Raw genomic sequence first — 15,823 nt, 5'->3', positions numbered from 1 at the left:
GCTCAGGCAGAGAGGCCGATGGTGATGGTGGCGGACAGCACGCCGCTATCGAGTTTTTCGAAATCGAACATGTGGTCGGCCGCATCCTCCGGGATGAGGCCGTCCTCGTCGTTGCGCGTATCGCGGGCAGGGCGTCCAATATAGTCCGGATGCTCGCCATAGATGATATCGCTCAGCACATCGTCGAAATAGATCTGGCTGACGAGAAGCTCCTTGCCCTCGACGAGAATGCGGCAATGAACATGCGGCGTGCGGCCCTTGTACCATCCGGGATAGGCCGTCAAAAAGCTTGCCTGCCCCTTGGCATTCGTCAGCTGGCGGCCCCGAAAGGCGAGCCCGCTGATCGCCTCGGCATCGCCGAAGGTGCACATCTCCGCAGCCTCGCGGCCGGAATAGAGGCCGCGGTGATCGGTATGCCAGATTTCGATATCGGCATTTTCGACCGGCTGGCAATCTGCCGCGTGGACGATCCGAACGGCCAACCGCAAAGGCAGCCCGGCCTTTCCTTCCGAAACGTCCTGACGGACCGGGACATTGTTGACATGGCAAGGGCCAAGGGTCTGGGCGACGGTCACGACACAATTCGGACGGGTGCGAAAGAGCGGCGCGGGCAGCTTCTCCACGGCGATCGACTTAGTGCCGCCGCTTACGAAATCCGTTCCCTTCCAGTCGAATGTCCCGGCGGCAACAGTGATATGTCGGGGCCAGATTGCCGTCGCAGTCACCGATGATGCGACAATGGCCGCACCTCCAAGCACAAGGGTTCGCCTCTTCATCTGTCTTCCTTTGCCTCAAGACGCAGGATTTAAGGAGGATGCGCGGAAAATTCCAATTAAATCCAGGCAATGATCGGCGCCAACGAGATCATCGGCATCAGATGCCCGCAGAGCCGGTAGCTGGGTTCGAAGTGGCCATTCCAGTTCGCGCAACGTATTGACGAGAAAGCGTATTCTGCCGATGTTAGCAAGTGGACGGTTGCTCAAAGGCGTCTCGTCGATTCAATCGCGCAAAGACTGCTGTAACGCGTTGAATTGCTGGATAATTTTGTCCTTGAATCGATTCCGCTTTGAAATATGCAGTAGGCATCCAAAATTCGTTTCTGAGCCGGGGCAGAGGCATATGGAACCAACACACTTGTTCGAGCTCGTCATCGCGATGTTTCTTGCGATCATCGCGCTGCATTATGCCGCCCACCGGCTCGGACTGCCGCCGTCCGTCGCGCTGCTGACCGGCGGCGCCTTGCTGGCGTTTGTGCCGGGGTTGCCGGCGATATCAGTCGATCCGGAGCTGGTGCTCGTCATCTTCCTGCCGCCGCTCCTCATGGACGGCGCTTGGGCCATCGCGCTGGCGCGGTTGCGGCGCCATATGATCGGCATCGCCTCGCTGGCCGTCGGCGCTGTGTTGTTCACCTGTGCGGTGGTGGCCGTTGTGGCCCATCTTATCTTTCCATCGCTTCCCTGGGCCGCCTGCGCGGCCCTTGGCGCGATCGTTGCACCGCCGGACGCGGTCTCGGCGCGCGCCGTGCTCGAGCGCGTCAGGCTGCCGCGGCGGCTGCAGATTCTATTGGAAGGCGAGAGCCTGCTCAACGATGCGAGCGGCCTTGTTCTTTTCCGTTTTGCCGTTGCCGCCGTCGCAACCGGAGCCTTCCGCGCGGGGGAGGCGGTCGGCAGCTTCTTCGTGCTAGCGCTCGGCGGCGCCGTCGTCGGCGTCGTTGTGGGAACGGCATGGGTCAAGCTCGTCCGGCGTCTCGGCGACGAATATCTGATCATCGCAGCCACGGTGCTGCTTGCCTGGATTTCCTATCTGCTCGGAGAGTTGCTGCATGTTTCCGGCGTCATCGCCACCGTCACCACCGGCCTGATCGCGTCCTGGCACCAGCACACCGTATTTTCGGCCGCAACGCGCATGCGCGGCACGTCGTTCTGGACCGTGATGATCTTCCTGATGGAGGCTTCAGTCTTCACGTTGATCGGGTTGTCGCTGCGGGATGTCGTCGAACGCGGCGGCGGCTTAACCACCGTGATCGCGACGATGGGACTACCGATGCTGGCGATCCTCCTCACGCTGGTGGTGGCGCGGTTTGCCTGGGTTTTCGCCTCCGATCTCATCATCAAGTTCTGTGCGGCCCTGGGGGTTGACGCGAGCTCAGCCGCTCGGCGTCGGCGGCGCGACGGTTCTCAGCTGGGCAGGTGTGCGCGGCGTGATCACACTCGCCCTGGCGCTCAGCCTGCCCGAGGGGTTCCCGGGCCGTGACTTCATCCTTGCCACATCCTTCGCCGTCATTCTCGGAACCGTGCTGGTGCAGGGCACGACATTGGGGCGGGTGATTGCCTGGGCGCGGCTGGCACCGGAGACGGAAAGAGCGCGCCTCACCATGAGCCAGGCCGAAGCCGCCATGGCACAGGTGCAACTCGGGATCGTCAAGAACCTGGCATATGACGCAGAGGGAACGCTCATCCATCCGCAATTGCTGGAGCGCTATCAGCGCAGGGCCACAGCGATCGTCGACTATGCCGAGAGAACGGAGCATTACGTACCGGTGCTCCATGCTCATTTCGACGTCGTTCTCGAAGCAGTTGCCACGGGACGCCGGGAGCTTATTCGCCTCCATCGCGCCGGCGACATCGACGACGAAACATTAGACGAGCTGGAACGGGATCTCGATCTCGAGGAACTGAGCGCGATCTCGGCCAAGGCGTGAGGTTCAGCGCTTTGCGCCTTCGGCTTCATCGTCAACGCATTGCGATATCTAGGCTGATACCTGCGCGATCCTGATGTCGCCTACCCTAAATGGCGATTTGTTCGCCGAGTTCGACGACGCGGTTGGAGGGCAGGTTGAAATAGTCGGAAGGGTCAATCGCCAAGCCTTCCAGCGCCATGAATATGCGCTCCTGCCAGGCGGGCAACCCGGTGTTCGGCGTCCTGACGAGGTTCCGGCGGCCGAGATAGAAGGAGGTCCTCATGATCTCGAACTTGAAGCCGCCCTCCCGGCAAAGAGCCAATGCCCTGGTGACGTCAGGGTCGTCCATGAAGCCGAAGGTGATGTCGAGGCGGACGAAACGCGGCGAGAGTTGGCTGATCTTGATGCGGCGGCTGTCGGGAACATAAGGTTCGTCCTCGGTCCAGACGGTCAGGATGACGTTCTGTTCGTGGAGCACGTGGTTGTGCTTGAGATTGTGGAGCAGAACGTTCGGCGTCCGGTCCGGAACGCTGGTCAGGAAGACTGCCGTTCCCGGAACGGTGACCGGCGAATGGTCCGACTTTCGCTCGATCGACCTGATGAAGGAATCGAGCGGGATCTCGTTGTTGGCCCGCAGTCTCTTCAGATAGGCCTGGCCTCGGGTCCATGTCCACATCAGGATCATGATCGCCAGCGCAAGGGCGACCGGAACCCAGCCGCCATCGTAGATCTTCAGCAGGTTGGCCGCCAGGAACATGACTTCGATGGTGAAGAGCGGCAGCAGCCAGGCGGCGGCGAGCACGAGGGAATAGCCCCAGACGACCCGAAGGAACTGGAAGACCAGCATGGTCGAGATGACCATGGTTCCAGTCACGGAGATGCCGTAGGCGGTCGCCAGCGACTCGGAGTCGCCGAAGGAAAAGATCAGCATCAGCACGCCGACCAGCAGGAGAAGATTGACGGCCGGCACGTAGATCTGGCCGGTGTTGGTCTCCGACGTGAACTTGATCCTGAGCCTCGGCAGGAAGCCGAGGTGAACCGCCGAGCGGGACAGCGAAAATGCGCCTGTGATCACCGCCTGGCTGGCGATGATCGTTGCCATCGTCGCCAGGAGAACCATCGGCGGCAAGGCCCAGTCGGGATACATCAGAAAGAACGGGTTGCCGGCCGTTTCGGGATGGGCGAGAACCAGCGCGCCTTGCCCGAGGTAATTCAGCAGCAATGCGGGAAAGACAAGCACGAACCATGCCATTTGGATCGGGCGGCGTCCGAAATGCCCGAGATCGGCATAGAGCGCCTCGGCACCCGTCACCGTCAGAAAAACGGCACCGAGCACGATGAGGCCGACGCTGCCGGCATGGGTGAGGAACAGGAATGCATTGGCCGGATTGAGCGCGGCCAGGATCCTCCAGTCGTCGCCGATATGGATCAGGCCGCCGGCCGCCATGGCTAGAAACCACAACACCGTGATCGGCCCGAAAAGCTTGGAAACGGCGGCCGTTCCCCTCGACTGGACGGCAAACAGAACGATCATGATTGCCGCCGATGCAAGCGGGACGTATTCGGCAAAGGCGGGTGTGATCAGTTTCAGGCCTTCGAGCGCCGACATCACCGACAAGGCAGGCGTGATCATCGCATCGCCGATGAAGAGGGCGGCGCCGATCAGGCCGGCGAAAAAGAGCACCGGCACGTTTCGTCCCATCTTCTTCATCAGGAGGGCGAGGAGCGAAAGCGCGCCGCCTTCGCCGTCATTGTCTGCCCTGAGAAGGAAGAGCACATATTTGAAGGTCACGATGATCGTCAGCGTCCAGACCATCAGCGAAATCAGACCGATGACCTCGGCCTCATGCACGCCATCGGCGGCAAACGGCCTCAGCGCCTCGCGAAAGGCATAGAGCGGGCTGGTGCCGATATCGCCATAGACGACGCCGACCGCGCCGATGACCAGTCCGACAAAGCCCTTCCCGCCGGCGCCATCCCCCGTCTTATCCATATGCGTCGACGTCATGGTTCCCCGCTCATGCCACTTGCCTATGAGAACAAACATATGCCGCATTGCAGAACGGCAAGCAAATTGATGCGGGTGCGAATTTTTTGTGAGGGACAGATGCGGAGATGGGAGGGGCGTTGCGATCCGTTCAAATATCGCCAGTTCGCATCCCCTAGTGATTGCGCTGTCGCATGATAAAAAGAATACATGACCTGCGCCCTGAACCTTTCGAGCTTGTATTACACGCTGCTCCCATAGAGCGGCGCAAGGTCATATTCCTGACACTCGAGACGCCGCACGGTCGGCGGCACGTGTGTCAACAGAAGGTCTCCGGCCTCATCGGCCCAAATGGAGACCCTCATGATACTATCCTCTCAGCCTACCGGACCTAGATCCGACTTTCTTCGCACTTTGAGCGAGCGCGGCTTCCTGCATCAATGCACCGACTTAGGAGCACTCGACAGCTGGCTTTGTTCAGGAGCAGGCACCGCCTATAACGGCTTTGATCTCACCGCCGACAGCCTGCATGTCGGGCATCTCATTCCGATCATGATGCTGCGGTGGTTCCAGAAGACGGGTAACAAACCCGTTGCGTTGCTCGGCGGTGCTACAAGCCGCCTGGGCGATCCGAGCTTCCGCGACACGTCGCGTCCTTTTCTCAGTCAAGAGCAGATCATGAAAAACCTGATCGGCATCCGGCGGGTCTTCGAGCGCTTCCTCGCTTTCGGGGACGGCCCGACCGATGCTGTCATGGTCAATAATGCCGACTGGTTGGGCGGGCTCAACTATCTCGATTTCCTGCGCGATATCGGACCGCATTTTTCAGTCAACCGGATGCTCACATCGGAGAGCGTGCGCCAACGGTTGGAATGGGAGCAATCACTGTCATTGCTGGAATTCAACTACATGGTCATGCAGGCCTACGACTTTCATGTCCTCGCAGAAAGCCGCGGCTGCCTGCTTCAACTGGGTGGCTCCGACCAGTGGGGCAATATTGTCAGCGGCGTCGAATTTGGACGGCGGATCGGTGGACGCACGCTGTTTGGATTGACTGCCCCGCTGCTGACGACGTCTTCGGGTGCGAAGATGGGCAAGAGCGTTTCGGGGGCAGTTTGGCTAAACGCCGACCGGCTGTCGCCTTATGAGTTCTGGCAATTCTGGAGAAACACCGGGGATGCCGATGTGGGGCGGTTCCTCAGACTGTTCACCGAGTTACCCTTAGGCGAAATTGCACGCCGCGAAGTGCTTCGGGATTGCGAGATCAACGAAGCGAAAAAGATCCTTGCCGACCAGATCACGCGCCTGTGCCATGGGGCCGAAGCGGCAGTACAAGCTTCCGAAACTTCCTGGCGCATCTTCGAAGCGGGCGAGGTGCCGGCGGGTCTTCCGACGGTGAAGCTCCCCGATAGCCTTCGCGGTGATTTTCCGCTTGTCGACGCCATGGTCGTTGCCGGACTCGCCAAGTCGAAAAGCGAAGCACGTCGGTTGATCGGCGGCGGCGGTGTGCGGGTGAACGGCGGCAGCGTCAAAGACGAGACAATGCGGCTTGGCGACTCCGACGTCCAGGACGGGGTGATCCGGCTCTCGGTCGGCAAGAAGCGACACGTCCTCCTTCAGCCGGTTTAGCGTGGTCTGTTCAATTCGGAGAGCGGGCAACCTCGAACCTCCTTGTCGCGCTCTCTGTGGGTACCGTTGACAAGGTGGCCCTTCGGCCCGACTTATTTGCAGCCTTCAATTGGAGCGGCTGCTCGGCATTGAATTGTGAAATCACCGGCGGCGGCATCATGCTGACAGGGGATGTCAGCAGCGGTGGTCGATAATCCTGAGATCGCGGGTTTCTCAGCCGGTCGCCATTTCGACGGAATGTCCGGTTATGCCGCCGATATCCCGCGCCAATCGGAGCAGCGTCCCCGAGATGAAGCCGCATCACCGCATTTTCTTCATTCAGTTTGCCGTGGCCCTTTCCTTAGGCGCGTTTGTGTCGCGGTTGCCCGATCTTCAGGTCAAGTTCAGCCTGACCGAGGGAGAGCTGGGCCTTTTGCTCGCTGTCATGTCCTCCGGGGTTCTCTGCGGATTGACGTTCTCGGTGAGGTTGATCGAGAGGCTCGGTGCGCGCACCACGGCCTTCGTCACCGTCTTCGGTGCGGCGCTGTTTTTCGCGCTGATCCCCTGGATGCCTTCAGCTCTTCTAGCGGTGCCATTGTTCTTCATTGCCGGCGTTTTCACCGGAGCATTCGAGATCAACGCCAATATCGAAACCGATCGCCATGAGGCGCTGCTTGGCTACCGCATCATGAGCCGGGCTCACGGCATGTGGAGCCTCGGCTTCTGCATCACCGCCCTCGTTGCCGCCGGCATGCGGCAGGCTGCCGTCTCCATCGAACTGCATAGCTTCATCGTCCTGGTGACGGTCTTGATTGCTGGGTCGATCGTTTTCTCCGGGATCGAGAATGCGCCCCGGCGGCAGGACGCTCACCCCGGAGATACGCCGATCATCGCTTTTCCCACGATCGGACTGCTCCCGCTTTGCCTTGTCGCCGCAGCTCCGCTTCTTGCCGAAGGCGCAAGCGTCGATTGGTCGGCGATCTATATGCGCGACGTGTTCGCGGTCGAACCCTTCGTCGGCGGGCTCAGCGTGACCATTTTCTCCTCGTTCATCGCCATCGGACGGCTCGGCATGGACCCTGTCATCGACCGCTTCACTCCGCGGCCGGTCGCCATCACTCTCCTTGGGATCGCGACCATCGGTGTTGTCATGGTTGCGACGGCGACACACCCTGCTATCGCGCTCGCAGGCTTTGGCCTGACAGGTATCGGCTGCTCTTCAGTCTATCCGCTTGCCATCTCGGCTGCGGCCCGACGCACCGATCGACCCGCACCCGTCAACGTTGCAGCGCTCGGGCAGACGACGTTCCTTGTGTTTTTCGCTGGGCCGCCACTACTCGGTTTCGTTGCCGAACACTTCGGCATCCGCTTTTCGTACTGGGCGGTCGTCCCTGTTCTCGCCGCAGCACTGCTGGTCACCAGGGCACTTGCTGCCGATCCTGCACCGGTCACAGGCCAACCCGAACCGGCGCAACCACACGGTTGACCCGCCACGCCGGCCTGCGCTGTCGTAAGCTCGTTCACGTCCGCAACCGGAGGGGCAACCTCCGGCTTTCGCTGGTGAATTTGGCGAACTCAATGTATTTCCTATCGCGCCGAAGTATTATTGGCGGTCATCGGAAATATAGCTCGTATAGGTGAGGGGTTAATTCCGCGCGCTGTCGTCAACTCTTGGCGAATGGTTTTGCTGCTCAAGCATTGCGGACACAGTCCATCTCCTTTGAATGGACCTGGTTGCGATGGCGAGACTCCAGCCTTTCGGCCTAGCAAAACATATGTATTGCGGGGTTTGTGATGGCGGTCTCCGGCCGCAAGGGGAGGCTCGCCCACGGTGCTCTGCGCCTCGCTTCGGACAAATTTCCGCCTCCAAAATGCCAGTATTAGTTGTTTCTAAATCACGCCATAATTCGCATCTACGTTGCCGCGCCTGTTTTATTCTTCGCCACATTTCGGAATTTCAACATTATACAAACAATGGTGGGTAACTATGAAGGTTATTCTCGTCATCGTCCTCACGGCGCTTGCCGTGCCCTGTGAGGCGGACATGCTCGGCACGGCGTCCAAGTACAAGAGCATGCACGAACGCTCCATCTCCTTCCTCAGCATCAATCCGCGCAGGGTATCGTGGTGCGGCGCATTCCTGGCCTTTGTCGCCAAGCGATCTTCGCGGCAACCGCCGCCCAACCCCAACATGGCGGCGTCCTGGAGGAAGTTCGGCAAGCCGGTCGGCGTCCGCTCCGCCAGGCGAGGGGATGTCGTGGTGATCCGCACCGGTCGGCGCTTTCATGTCAGCCTGTTCGATCACATCGACCAGCGCCGGCAGTACGTCTACCTGTTCGGCGGCAACCAATCCAATCGAGTCCAGCTCTCGCGCTATCGCGCCAGCTCGGTGGTCGCCGTGCGACGATGATGTTGGGTGAGAACCCGGGTGAGAACTCACCCTCCTTCCAAACCTCGGTGGCGGCGGGAAAACAGGCCTTACGCCTTGCGCGCCCTGATGTGGAGGAAGATCGGCGCGATGCGGGTATCGGCGACCAATGGCTCGGCGAGCGCCACCTCGACTGACGCCATGGGCTCGCCGAAAGCGTCGATCGTCAGCCCCGCTTCGACGATCATCGACACCCAGGTCGACAGCGTCCGGTGAAAACGCGGAACGGCGAACGGCGTCAGCGTCGCCCGTTCTTCCTTGGGGATGGAGGAAAAGATCCAGCGCTCGACCCGGCCGTCGCTCTCGTCGAAATAATCGGCGATCTCAACGGCGACGGGCTTGCCTGATGCATCACGGATATTGCGGCGCGTCGGCGGCACAAAGCAGGGGTGCAGGATCGAAAACTGCAGGAAGCCGCCCGGCTTCAGGACGCGGTGGATGCCCTTCAGCACCTGGCGCTGATCGGCCATGTCCATCATCGACATGAAGGCGGTGACGAAATCGAAACTCGCCTCCGGGAAATCGATTCCCTGGCCGTCGCCGAGCACGTAATCGATGCCGAGCGGCGCTTGCGTCTCGGTCTCGCGGGCATAACGAATGAAGGTCGGGGCGATGTCGAGACCGATCATCCGGGCGCCGAGGCGGGCGACGGCGCGGGTGTTGGAACCTTCGCCGCAGCCGAGATCAAGCCCGGCAAGGCCTGCCACCGGCGGCAGCATCTTCAGAAAGGCCGGTGTGTTCAGCGCGTCGCGATATTTGTCGTAGCCGGCGCGGCTATAGATCGTCCAGGTCTCGGCATTGCTCTCCCAATGGGCGGCGACATCATTGGCGTTCATGGCTCTCCTCCTTGTGCGATCGGAACGGGCGGGGAGCTATAAGCGCAGCGGATTACAATGGGAAGACAGGCAGTCTACTGTAAGTGGTTCACGCCCATGGATCATGACCAAGTTCGCGTGCACTATCATGTGATCGAGAGGTAGGGGCTGCTGTGTCCGACGAAGTGATCATCCGCGAGCTGGTCGGCCTCGATCAGACGATGGCAATTTTCCCGCTGTACAGCCAGGTTAGTCGCCTGAGTGAGGCCGTGGTTTGCCAACGACTTTCAGCCATGTTCGCACAGAACAACTACCGCTGCATAGCAGCATACATCGACGAACGGATGGTGGGTGCGTCGGGTTTCTGGACGGGCACTCAGTTGTGGTGCGGTAAGTATATCGAGGCGGACAATGTGGTGGTAGACAGCGCCGTGCGCAGTCAGGGCATCGGCGGCAAGATGATGGCGTGGATCGAGGCGGAGGCGGAGCGGACTGAATGCGCGGTGGTCCGTATCGCCATGGTTCTGGGAAGGGAGCGTACGCACCAGTTCTACGCGAGAAATGGCTACTTCGACGACGGCCTGCTGATGGTGAAAGCCCTAAGTCGCGGTGCGGCCGAGTTTCCGGAATATGTCTCTCAACAAGTTTGACTGTCGGCCCCGCAGATTGGCGCAAGTTGCCACTACTGGCGCAGAGCGCAACGGACGGAAGAATTTGCCGACCTTGCGCGAGCGGCGATTTTGCGGTCGCGTGACCGAGCTTAGAGATGCCGGGGTACCTTGACCTTCAGTAGCTGCACGAGCGCAGGGTCCATGAAATCGTAATCGTCAGGAATATCAAGGCATATCAACCGCTTGCGCTTGAGAGCTGAGCGGTACCGGCTCTGGACTTTCGTGCGGTGAGCCTTCTCCATGACGAAGACGATATCGGCCCATTCGATCAGCTCGTTCGATAGTGGGTTTTCGGCATCGTTATTGGTGCCGGCCGAGGAGACCTCGATCTCCGGCCAGCCTGCAAAGACCTGTTCGGCCGTCGGGCTGCGAAGTTTGTTCTGACTGCAGACGAACAGGACGTTTTTCACGTTTCGATCTCTCTTGGAGTGAGCGACGCCCGCGATAGCACAATTCCGTGTCCGGGCGCGCTATGGGAGTTGATGCGTCACCGTAGGTTCACACTCTTGAACGCGGCGATGATGCTTTGTGCGGCGCGTTGCGCCTCATCTGATGTCGTCTGGAAATTGGTGACGGAAAGGCGCAGCACGTCGCGGCCGCGCCACTTGGCGCCGCCGGCGAAGATGATGCCGTCCGCTTGGATCTTTTCGATCGTCTTTCGGGTCAACGCGTCGCCTTCTTCGGAGGGCAGGTCCGCTCCGAAGCGGATGACAAGCTGGTTCAGCGCCACCTCATTCAGGATGGCGATGCCCGGTTGTCGCGACAGGAGATCGGCCACCAGCCGCGCCGAGGTGCAGCACTGGTCGATCAAGGCGGCGATGCCGTCGCGGCCGAGATGTTTCAGCATCGCCCAGGTGGCAAAGCCGCGCGCCCGTCTCGAAAGCTCGGGCACGTAGTGCGAGGGATCGCGTTCGCCTTCGCCGGCGAGCGGAAGGTAGCTCGCGGCGATCGTCATGGCGCGGCGATGGGCGAGCTCGTTGCGGACGATCGCATACCCGCAATCATAGGGCGTCTGCAGCCACTTGTGGCCGTCGGTCGCCCAGCTGTCGGCCGCTTCGATGCCGAGGCTGAGGTGGCTGGTCTTCACTGATGCCTGCGCCCAGAGGCCAAAGGCGCCATCGATATGCACCCAGGCGCCTTTCGCCTTCAACAGCGGGATGATGGCGGCGAAATCGTCGAAGGCGCCAGTATTGATCTGCCCCGCCTGGAGAACGGCGATGACGGGTCCAGAGACGGTATCGAGCGTGCCCACCAGCGCGGCCGGGTCTATCCGTCCCATCGCGTCGGTGGGCAGGCGCAGCACGCGATCATGCCCGAGGCCGAGGAACTGAAGCGCGGAGAAGACGGTCGTGTGGGCATCGTCGCCGATCAGCACGGTAATCTCAGGCGCTCCGAACAGGCCCTTTGCATCGGCATCCCAGCCCACCTGGCGCAGCACCTCGCCGCGGGCGGCGGCAAGGCAGGTGAAGTTCGCCACCGTTGCGCCGGTGACGAAGCCGACCGAGCTTTCGGCCGGCAGCTTCAGGAGATCGAGAAGCCATCTCGCCGCGACGGTCTCGACGGCTGCCGCGGCCGGGGCGGCGGCATGGTTTCCGGCATTCTGGCCCCAGGCGCTGGTGAGGAAATCGGCCGCGACGCCGACCGGATGGGAGCCGCCGATGACCCAGCCGAAAAAGCGCGGCCCAGTGGTTGCATGCAGCCCGGGTTCGGCGCCGTCCGAGAGACGCCTGATGACATCAAGCATATCGGAACCGGCCGCCGGCAGCGGCTCTTCGAAACAGGCAAGCGAGGCTGCGTAGTCGTGGGTGGGCATATGGCGGGCGGGCGCTGCCTGCCGGAATCCTGCCGCAAGGCGGGCTGCTTCCTGAAACAGAGATGCAATTGCCGTCATGCGGATCCCCCTGCCGCTACCGATCCTGGAGGGCCTCACCCTCGAAAGCAGGCTGCCGGCACACGCAATCTAGCCCATATCGCCGAGGCTGTCTTCGCCTGACAGATCTCGGATCTGGGTTCCGAGGCCTTCCCTGGGCTTGCCGAGACCTCAAGACAAAGTGAGCATCGGGGAGGTGCTTCCTAAATATCTACAATAACTACCTTATCCCGTTCTGTGCATTTTTGAAATTTCGGGGCTCTTGTTGAAAATGATTGCCTTCGCTTCAAGTATCGTTCAATGATGCGGAAATATCATTTGCACCATTGTCAAGTTGGTGCTGCCAATCAGCGAGGGATATGCACTGAAATATTTCCTTCTCTACGCGCTGACGTGCACGTTGGTCGGGATAGTTCTTCTCTTCATCATCCGTGAAGTTGTACCGTTCACGATCGACAAGCCAGCCGATCAATCGGTGGCCGACTCAATTGATGAGCCAGTTGCCGGGCCAACCGAGCAATCAGCGGCCCGACCAACCGGTGAGCCCCTGAACGCGGGAACCGGCAAGCCGGTGCCCGGGCCAACAACCGATCAATCCGCCGTCCAGCCAGCCGATCCCCTGGTCGTCCGATCCACCGGCCAGCCGGTCGACGGGCCAGCCCGTGAACCGCTGGTCGGGCCAACTGGCGAACCGGCAGCGAGGCCGACCGATCAATCGGTGGTCGGCCCGCCCGGCGAACCGGTCGTCCGGAAGGGTGGCCGGCTGGGGAGCCCGGCGCAGTGACCGGCGCCTGAGACCACGGATTTCCGTTCGATCTCGTCACTTCGAGCATATGCTGAACTACGAAGCTTCCTGACACCGGTTGCATCGGCTGAGGCCATCTGTATTGACAGTACCTCTCATCTCGCAGGAGGTCCCGATGGATGGAAGTGGCACGACGATCAGGCATGTCAGGGCAGACGAAGTGGAGGCTTTCCGGCGCATCCGTCTGGAAGCGCTTCGCACCGAACCGTCTCTCTTTGCAAGCCGCTACGAGGACTGGGAGGCTCTTTCTCTCGAGGAGTGGCGCAATCGCATGAACGAGCCGGTTTTCATCGCCTTTCAGGATGGGAACCCGTCGGCATAACCGGCCTAGTTCGGCAGCGGTCGAGCAAGATGGCCCATCGCGCGACGATCATCATGGTTTACGTCAGAAGGAGCCTGCGCGGAACGGGCCTTGCCGGCAAGCTGCTCGGCGCGGTAGCCGATCACGCGCGCGATATCGGCATCTTGCAGCTGGAACTCTTCGTCAGCGCAGAAAACCCGGCGGCAGTACGCTTCTATCAGCGGGAAGGCTTCTCCGAGATCGGCAGGATTCCCGGCGGGGTTCTGGAGGAGGGCAGGGAGATCGACGACGTCATGATGGCTCGCCGTCTGGTCGGTTAGGTCTCACGCCGATGTTTCAGCGCATATCGGTTTGCCTGACCTATTGACCTGAAGCGGGGTTGGGGTTGCAGCATGCCGGCATGGGCTGGAGGTTTGGCCGTGACGAAAATTCTGAAAGACGAGGATCTGGTCGGCAGCGCGCTGATGGTGGTCGCAATCGATGCGCTCGAGACCGCTTTTCTCGCGAGGGCCGGCAATCGACTGATCTCTCCACCCCGGCACCATGTCTCGTTTCCCGATCGAGGCGATCTCGTCCTCACCATCGGCGGCATCCTCGGCGAGAAACCGCTTGCGGGCTTCCGGGTCTATGAAACATTCGACGGGGCTGAGCATTCGCAGATCGTCGCTGTGTGGTCGGCCGACGACGCGAAGCTCAAGGGCATTATTCTCGGAGAGCGTCTCGGCAACCTCAGAACCGGTGCGATCGGAGGGCTCGCCATCCGGCATCTCAGCGCGCCTGACGCCAGCATCGTCGGGATCCTCGGCAGCGGAGCGCAAGCGCGAACCCAGCTTGCCGCGGCCGCCGCCGTTCGAAAACTGGACCGCGCCCGCGTCTATAGCCGCGACGAGAAAAATCGCGCCGCCTTTGCAGACGAGATGCAGCACACCTTGGGTATTGAAGTGGAGCCTGCCGGCAGCGCCTCCGAAGCCGTCGATGACGCCGACATCGTCATCTGCGCGACGGCGAGCCGAACGCCCGTCATTCATGCCAGGGATTTGAAGCCCGGCGTGCACGTCAACACCGTCGGCCCGAAAACGTATGAGGGATACGAACTCGGCCTGGATATCGCCGATGCCGCCGCCGTGATCGCGACGGACTCTCCCGAACAGACGCGCGCCTATGCTTCGCCCTTTTTCCTGGCCGGCTCCGGCAATGAGCACCGCATTGCCGACCTTGCGGATATCATGGCCGGGAAGGCGGTGGGGCGAGGATCGCCTGGCGATACGACGCTGTTTTGCTCCGTCGGCTTGGCTGGAACCGAAGTCGTCGTCGCCTCGGCAATCCTCGATATGCTGTGAGCCTGTTTTCCTTATTCACGCCAGACCCAACACATCCCCCATGGCGTATTCGCCGGGTGCGCGCCCTACGATCCAGCGGGCGGCGGCAAGCGCGCCGCGGGCGAACATGCCGCGATCGAGAGCCGAATGCGAGAGCGTCACGACTTCTTCGGCGGCGGCAAAGAGCACGCTGTGTTCTCCGACGAGCCCGCCGGCCCGCAAGACGGCAAAGCCGATTTCACCGGGCGGCCGCTCGCCGGTGATGCCGTCACGCCCGCGCCGCTCGACGGATGCGAGGGAAACGCCACGGCCCTCGGCGGCGGCTTCGCCAAGCATCAGCGCCGTACCCGACGGCGCGTCGATCTTCCTGTTGTGATGGGCTTCGAGGATTTCGATATCCCAGCCATTCGCGGGAAGGGCGCGGGCGGCCTGGGCGACGAGGCCGACCAGCATGTTGACGCCGATGGAGAAATTACCGGAGCGCAGGATCGGAATCGCGCGGGCGGCCTCTGCGATCCGTTCGAGCTCATCCGGCTCGAAACCCGTCGCCCCGATCACCAGGGCAGGTCCGCCGGCGGAAGCGCACAGGCCGGCAAGTTCGGCGGCAGCACGTCCCGTCGTGAAATCCAGGATCACGTCGGCGGCCTTAATCGCGGACGAACGGTCAATCAGCCCGGCGCCTGCGGAGCCCTCGCGGCCGATGCCGCCGACGAACGCAAAATCCGGATCGGCCGCCAGCAGCGGCAGGATGGCACGACCCATGCGGCCATTCGCGCCGGCGACGGCTATTTTGATTGGTGAGGTCACGGACTTTCCTTGGCTGGCGATATTCCCGACGGACGGCTGTTTGCATCGTCATTACGCCGGCGAACGGGATCTGCAACTACCGCACTTGCGCTCCCGGCGCAAAGCAGGGATCTCTTCTGGTCGTCAGGTGCTTACCAGTTGCCGGGGTCGGCGGTGTGATCGATGCTGGCGAAGTCGTCTGCCTTTTGCCGGTCCAGCTTCACCTCCGTGGCAGCCTTCGTCTCGTCGGTGACCGAGTAGCGGTCGGGGATCGGTCCCCTTGATAGTTCCTGATACAGGAGCAAGGCGGCCTCCTCGGCAGTGTCGGCCTCGATTTCCCGAATGATTGTTACGGTGAACTTGTGCATGGCTTCGGCCCTCTCGATCGGTGCGCCGGCGTGTGCGTGGCTTGCACAGTCTGACACGAGTTTTGTGTCGATGACACTAAAACTGCTCGCTTAGAATTTGATTCATGCGACGGCTTCAGGTCTTTGTTTTTATGAATGTCGTGGTGCCAAGCCGCCGCACCGTTTTGGGCGAACTCAGCCGAGGA

At 61.3% G+C, this 15,823-nt stretch carries 14 protein-coding genes and 2 pseudogenes; 8 read left to right on the top strand and 8 right to left on the bottom strand.

Going from position 1 to position 15,823, the window contains the following annotated elements:
* Positions 1–2 precede the first annotated feature (2 nt).
* Positions 3–776 carry a dioxygenase family protein gene (locus AC245Y_RS13405; RefSeq protein ID WP_017994513.1) on the bottom strand — a complete coding sequence of 258 codons (774 nt, stop codon included), beginning with the start codon at positions 774–776 and terminating at the stop codon, positions 3–5.
* 343 nt (positions 777–1,119) lie between these two features.
* Between AC245Y_RS13405 and AC245Y_RS13400 the strand changes: the two are divergent.
* Positions 1,120–2,701, top strand: a pseudogene (locus tag AC245Y_RS13400) (Na+/H+ antiporter).
* 85 nt (positions 2,702–2,786) lie between these two features.
* Here AC245Y_RS13400 and AC245Y_RS13395 read toward each other — a convergent pair.
* Complete coding sequence (locus AC245Y_RS13395; RefSeq protein WP_012758018.1) at positions 2,787–4,688, bottom strand: potassium transporter Kup; 1,902 nt, start codon at positions 4,686–4,688, stop codon at positions 2,787–2,789.
* Positions 4,689–4,909: 221 nt separating this feature from the next.
* Complete coding sequence (locus AC245Y_RS13390) at positions 4,910–5,032, bottom strand: hypothetical protein (protein WP_017994511.1); 123 nt, start codon at positions 5,030–5,032, stop codon at positions 4,910–4,912.
* Between AC245Y_RS13390 and tyrS the strand changes: the two genes are divergently transcribed.
* The 3 genes from tyrS to AC245Y_RS13375 all read left to right on the top strand — a co-directional run bounded on the left by tyrS (position 5,031) and on the right by AC245Y_RS13375 (position 8,685).
* A complete protein-coding gene (gene tyrS, locus AC245Y_RS13385) occupies positions 5,031–6,296 on the top strand; it encodes a tyrosine--tRNA ligase (RefSeq protein ID WP_017994510.1) in 1,266 nt (421 codons plus the stop codon). The two genes, AC245Y_RS13390 and tyrS, sit on opposite strands and share 2 nt — an antisense overlap.
* Before the next feature lie 289 nt (positions 6,297–6,585).
* Positions 6,586–7,761 (top strand): MFS transporter, encoded by a 1,176-nt coding sequence (locus AC245Y_RS13380; protein ID WP_026157406.1) that lies wholly within the window; start codon positions 6,586–6,588, stop codon positions 7,759–7,761.
* A 501-nt stretch (positions 7,762–8,262) separates the two neighbouring features.
* Positions 8,263–8,685: a TIGR02594 family protein gene (locus AC245Y_RS13375; protein WP_012758016.1), complete on the top strand. Its 423-nt coding sequence runs from the start codon at positions 8,263–8,265 to the stop codon at positions 8,683–8,685.
* A 68-nt stretch (positions 8,686–8,753) separates the two neighbouring features.
* Here the strand turns inward: AC245Y_RS13375 and AC245Y_RS13370 are convergent, their stop codons facing one another.
* A complete protein-coding gene (locus AC245Y_RS13370) occupies positions 8,754–9,539 on the bottom strand; it encodes a class I SAM-dependent methyltransferase (RefSeq protein ID WP_017994508.1) in 786 nt (261 codons plus the stop codon).
* Between the two features lie 152 nt (positions 9,540–9,691).
* Between AC245Y_RS13370 and AC245Y_RS13365 the strand changes: the two genes are divergently transcribed.
* A complete protein-coding gene (locus tag AC245Y_RS13365) occupies positions 9,692–10,168 on the top strand; it encodes a GNAT family N-acetyltransferase (RefSeq protein ID WP_017994507.1) in 477 nt (158 codons plus the stop codon).
* Between the two features lie 110 nt (positions 10,169–10,278).
* Here AC245Y_RS13365 and AC245Y_RS13360 read toward each other — a convergent pair whose 3' ends face one another.
* Both AC245Y_RS13360 and AC245Y_RS13355 read right to left on the bottom strand, forming a co-directional pair.
* Positions 10,279–10,599, bottom strand: coding sequence for a low molecular weight protein tyrosine phosphatase family protein (locus AC245Y_RS13360; protein WP_026157405.1), 321 nt, complete (start codon positions 10,597–10,599; stop codon positions 10,279–10,281).
* 77 nt (positions 10,600–10,676) lie between these two features.
* Positions 10,677–12,080, bottom strand: coding sequence for a pyridoxal phosphate-dependent decarboxylase family protein (locus AC245Y_RS13355; protein ID WP_017994506.1), 1,404 nt, complete (start codon positions 12,078–12,080; stop codon positions 10,677–10,679).
* A gap of 313 nt (positions 12,081–12,393) precedes the next feature.
* Here AC245Y_RS13355 and AC245Y_RS13350 point away from each other — a divergent pair, with 313 nt between their 5' ends.
* The 3 genes and pseudogenes from AC245Y_RS13350 (at position 12,394) to AC245Y_RS13340 (ending at position 14,505) form a co-directional block, all read left to right on the top strand.
* Positions 12,394–12,843, top strand: coding sequence for a hypothetical protein (locus tag AC245Y_RS13350; protein WP_017994505.1), 450 nt, complete (start codon positions 12,394–12,396; stop codon positions 12,841–12,843).
* Between the two features lie 136 nt (positions 12,844–12,979).
* A pseudogene (locus tag AC245Y_RS13345) lies at positions 12,980–13,485 on the top strand (N-acetyltransferase family protein).
* Positions 13,486–13,584: 99 nt separating this feature from the next.
* Positions 13,585–14,505, top strand: coding sequence for an ornithine cyclodeaminase family protein (locus AC245Y_RS13340; RefSeq protein ID WP_026157404.1), 921 nt, complete (start codon positions 13,585–13,587; stop codon positions 14,503–14,505).
* Positions 14,506–14,520: 15 nt separating this feature from the next.
* On the opposite strand, the gene dapB is transcribed toward AC245Y_RS13340, so the two are convergent.
* A complete protein-coding gene (dapB, locus tag AC245Y_RS13335; RefSeq protein WP_017994503.1) occupies positions 14,521–15,291 on the bottom strand; it encodes a 4-hydroxy-tetrahydrodipicolinate reductase in 771 nt (256 codons plus the stop codon).
* 131 nt (positions 15,292–15,422) lie between these two features.
* The gene (locus AC245Y_RS13330; RefSeq protein WP_017994502.1) at positions 15,423–15,638 is read right to left on the bottom strand and encodes a hypothetical protein; all 216 of its coding nucleotides are present in this window, start codon (positions 15,636–15,638) and stop codon (positions 15,423–15,425) included.
* Between the last annotated feature and the right edge of the window lie 185 nt (positions 15,639–15,823).

The organism is Rhizobium sp. SRDI943 (assembly GCF_057653695.1).
The sequence above is the reverse complement of the archived record's forward strand: the minus strand, read 5'-3'. Positions and strand labels throughout refer to the sequence as shown.

What these genes read in the sequence shown, in the direction of transcription:
- AC245Y_RS13405 (WP_017994513.1), bottom strand. Translation starts at nt 776, where the DNA reads ATGAAGAGGCGAACCCTTGTGCTTGGAGGTGCGGCCATTGTCGCATCA.
- AC245Y_RS13395 (WP_012758018.1), bottom strand. Translation starts at nt 4,688, where the DNA reads ATGACGTCGACGCATATGGATAAGACGGGGGATGGCGCCGGCGGGAAG.
- tyrS (WP_017994510.1), top strand. Translation starts at nt 5,031, where the DNA reads ATGATACTATCCTCTCAGCCTACCGGACCTAGATCCGACTTTCTTCGC.
- AC245Y_RS13390 (WP_017994511.1), bottom strand. Translation starts at nt 5,032, where the DNA reads ATGAGGGTCTCCATTTGGGCCGATGAGGCCGGAGACCTTCTGTTGACA.
- AC245Y_RS13380 (WP_026157406.1), top strand. Translation starts at nt 6,586, where the DNA reads ATGAAGCCGCATCACCGCATTTTCTTCATTCAGTTTGCCGTGGCCCTT.
- AC245Y_RS13375 (WP_012758016.1), top strand. Translation starts at nt 8,263, where the DNA reads ATGAAGGTTATTCTCGTCATCGTCCTCACGGCGCTTGCCGTGCCCTGT.
- AC245Y_RS13370 (WP_017994508.1), bottom strand. Translation starts at nt 9,539, where the DNA reads ATGAACGCCAATGATGTCGCCGCCCATTGGGAGAGCAATGCCGAGACC.
- AC245Y_RS13355 (WP_017994506.1), bottom strand. Translation starts at nt 12,080, where the DNA reads ATGACGGCAATTGCATCTCTGTTTCAGGAAGCAGCCCGCCTTGCGGCA.
- AC245Y_RS13330 (WP_017994502.1), bottom strand. Translation starts at nt 15,638, where the DNA reads ATGCACAAGTTCACCGTAACAATCATTCGGGAAATCGAGGCCGACACT.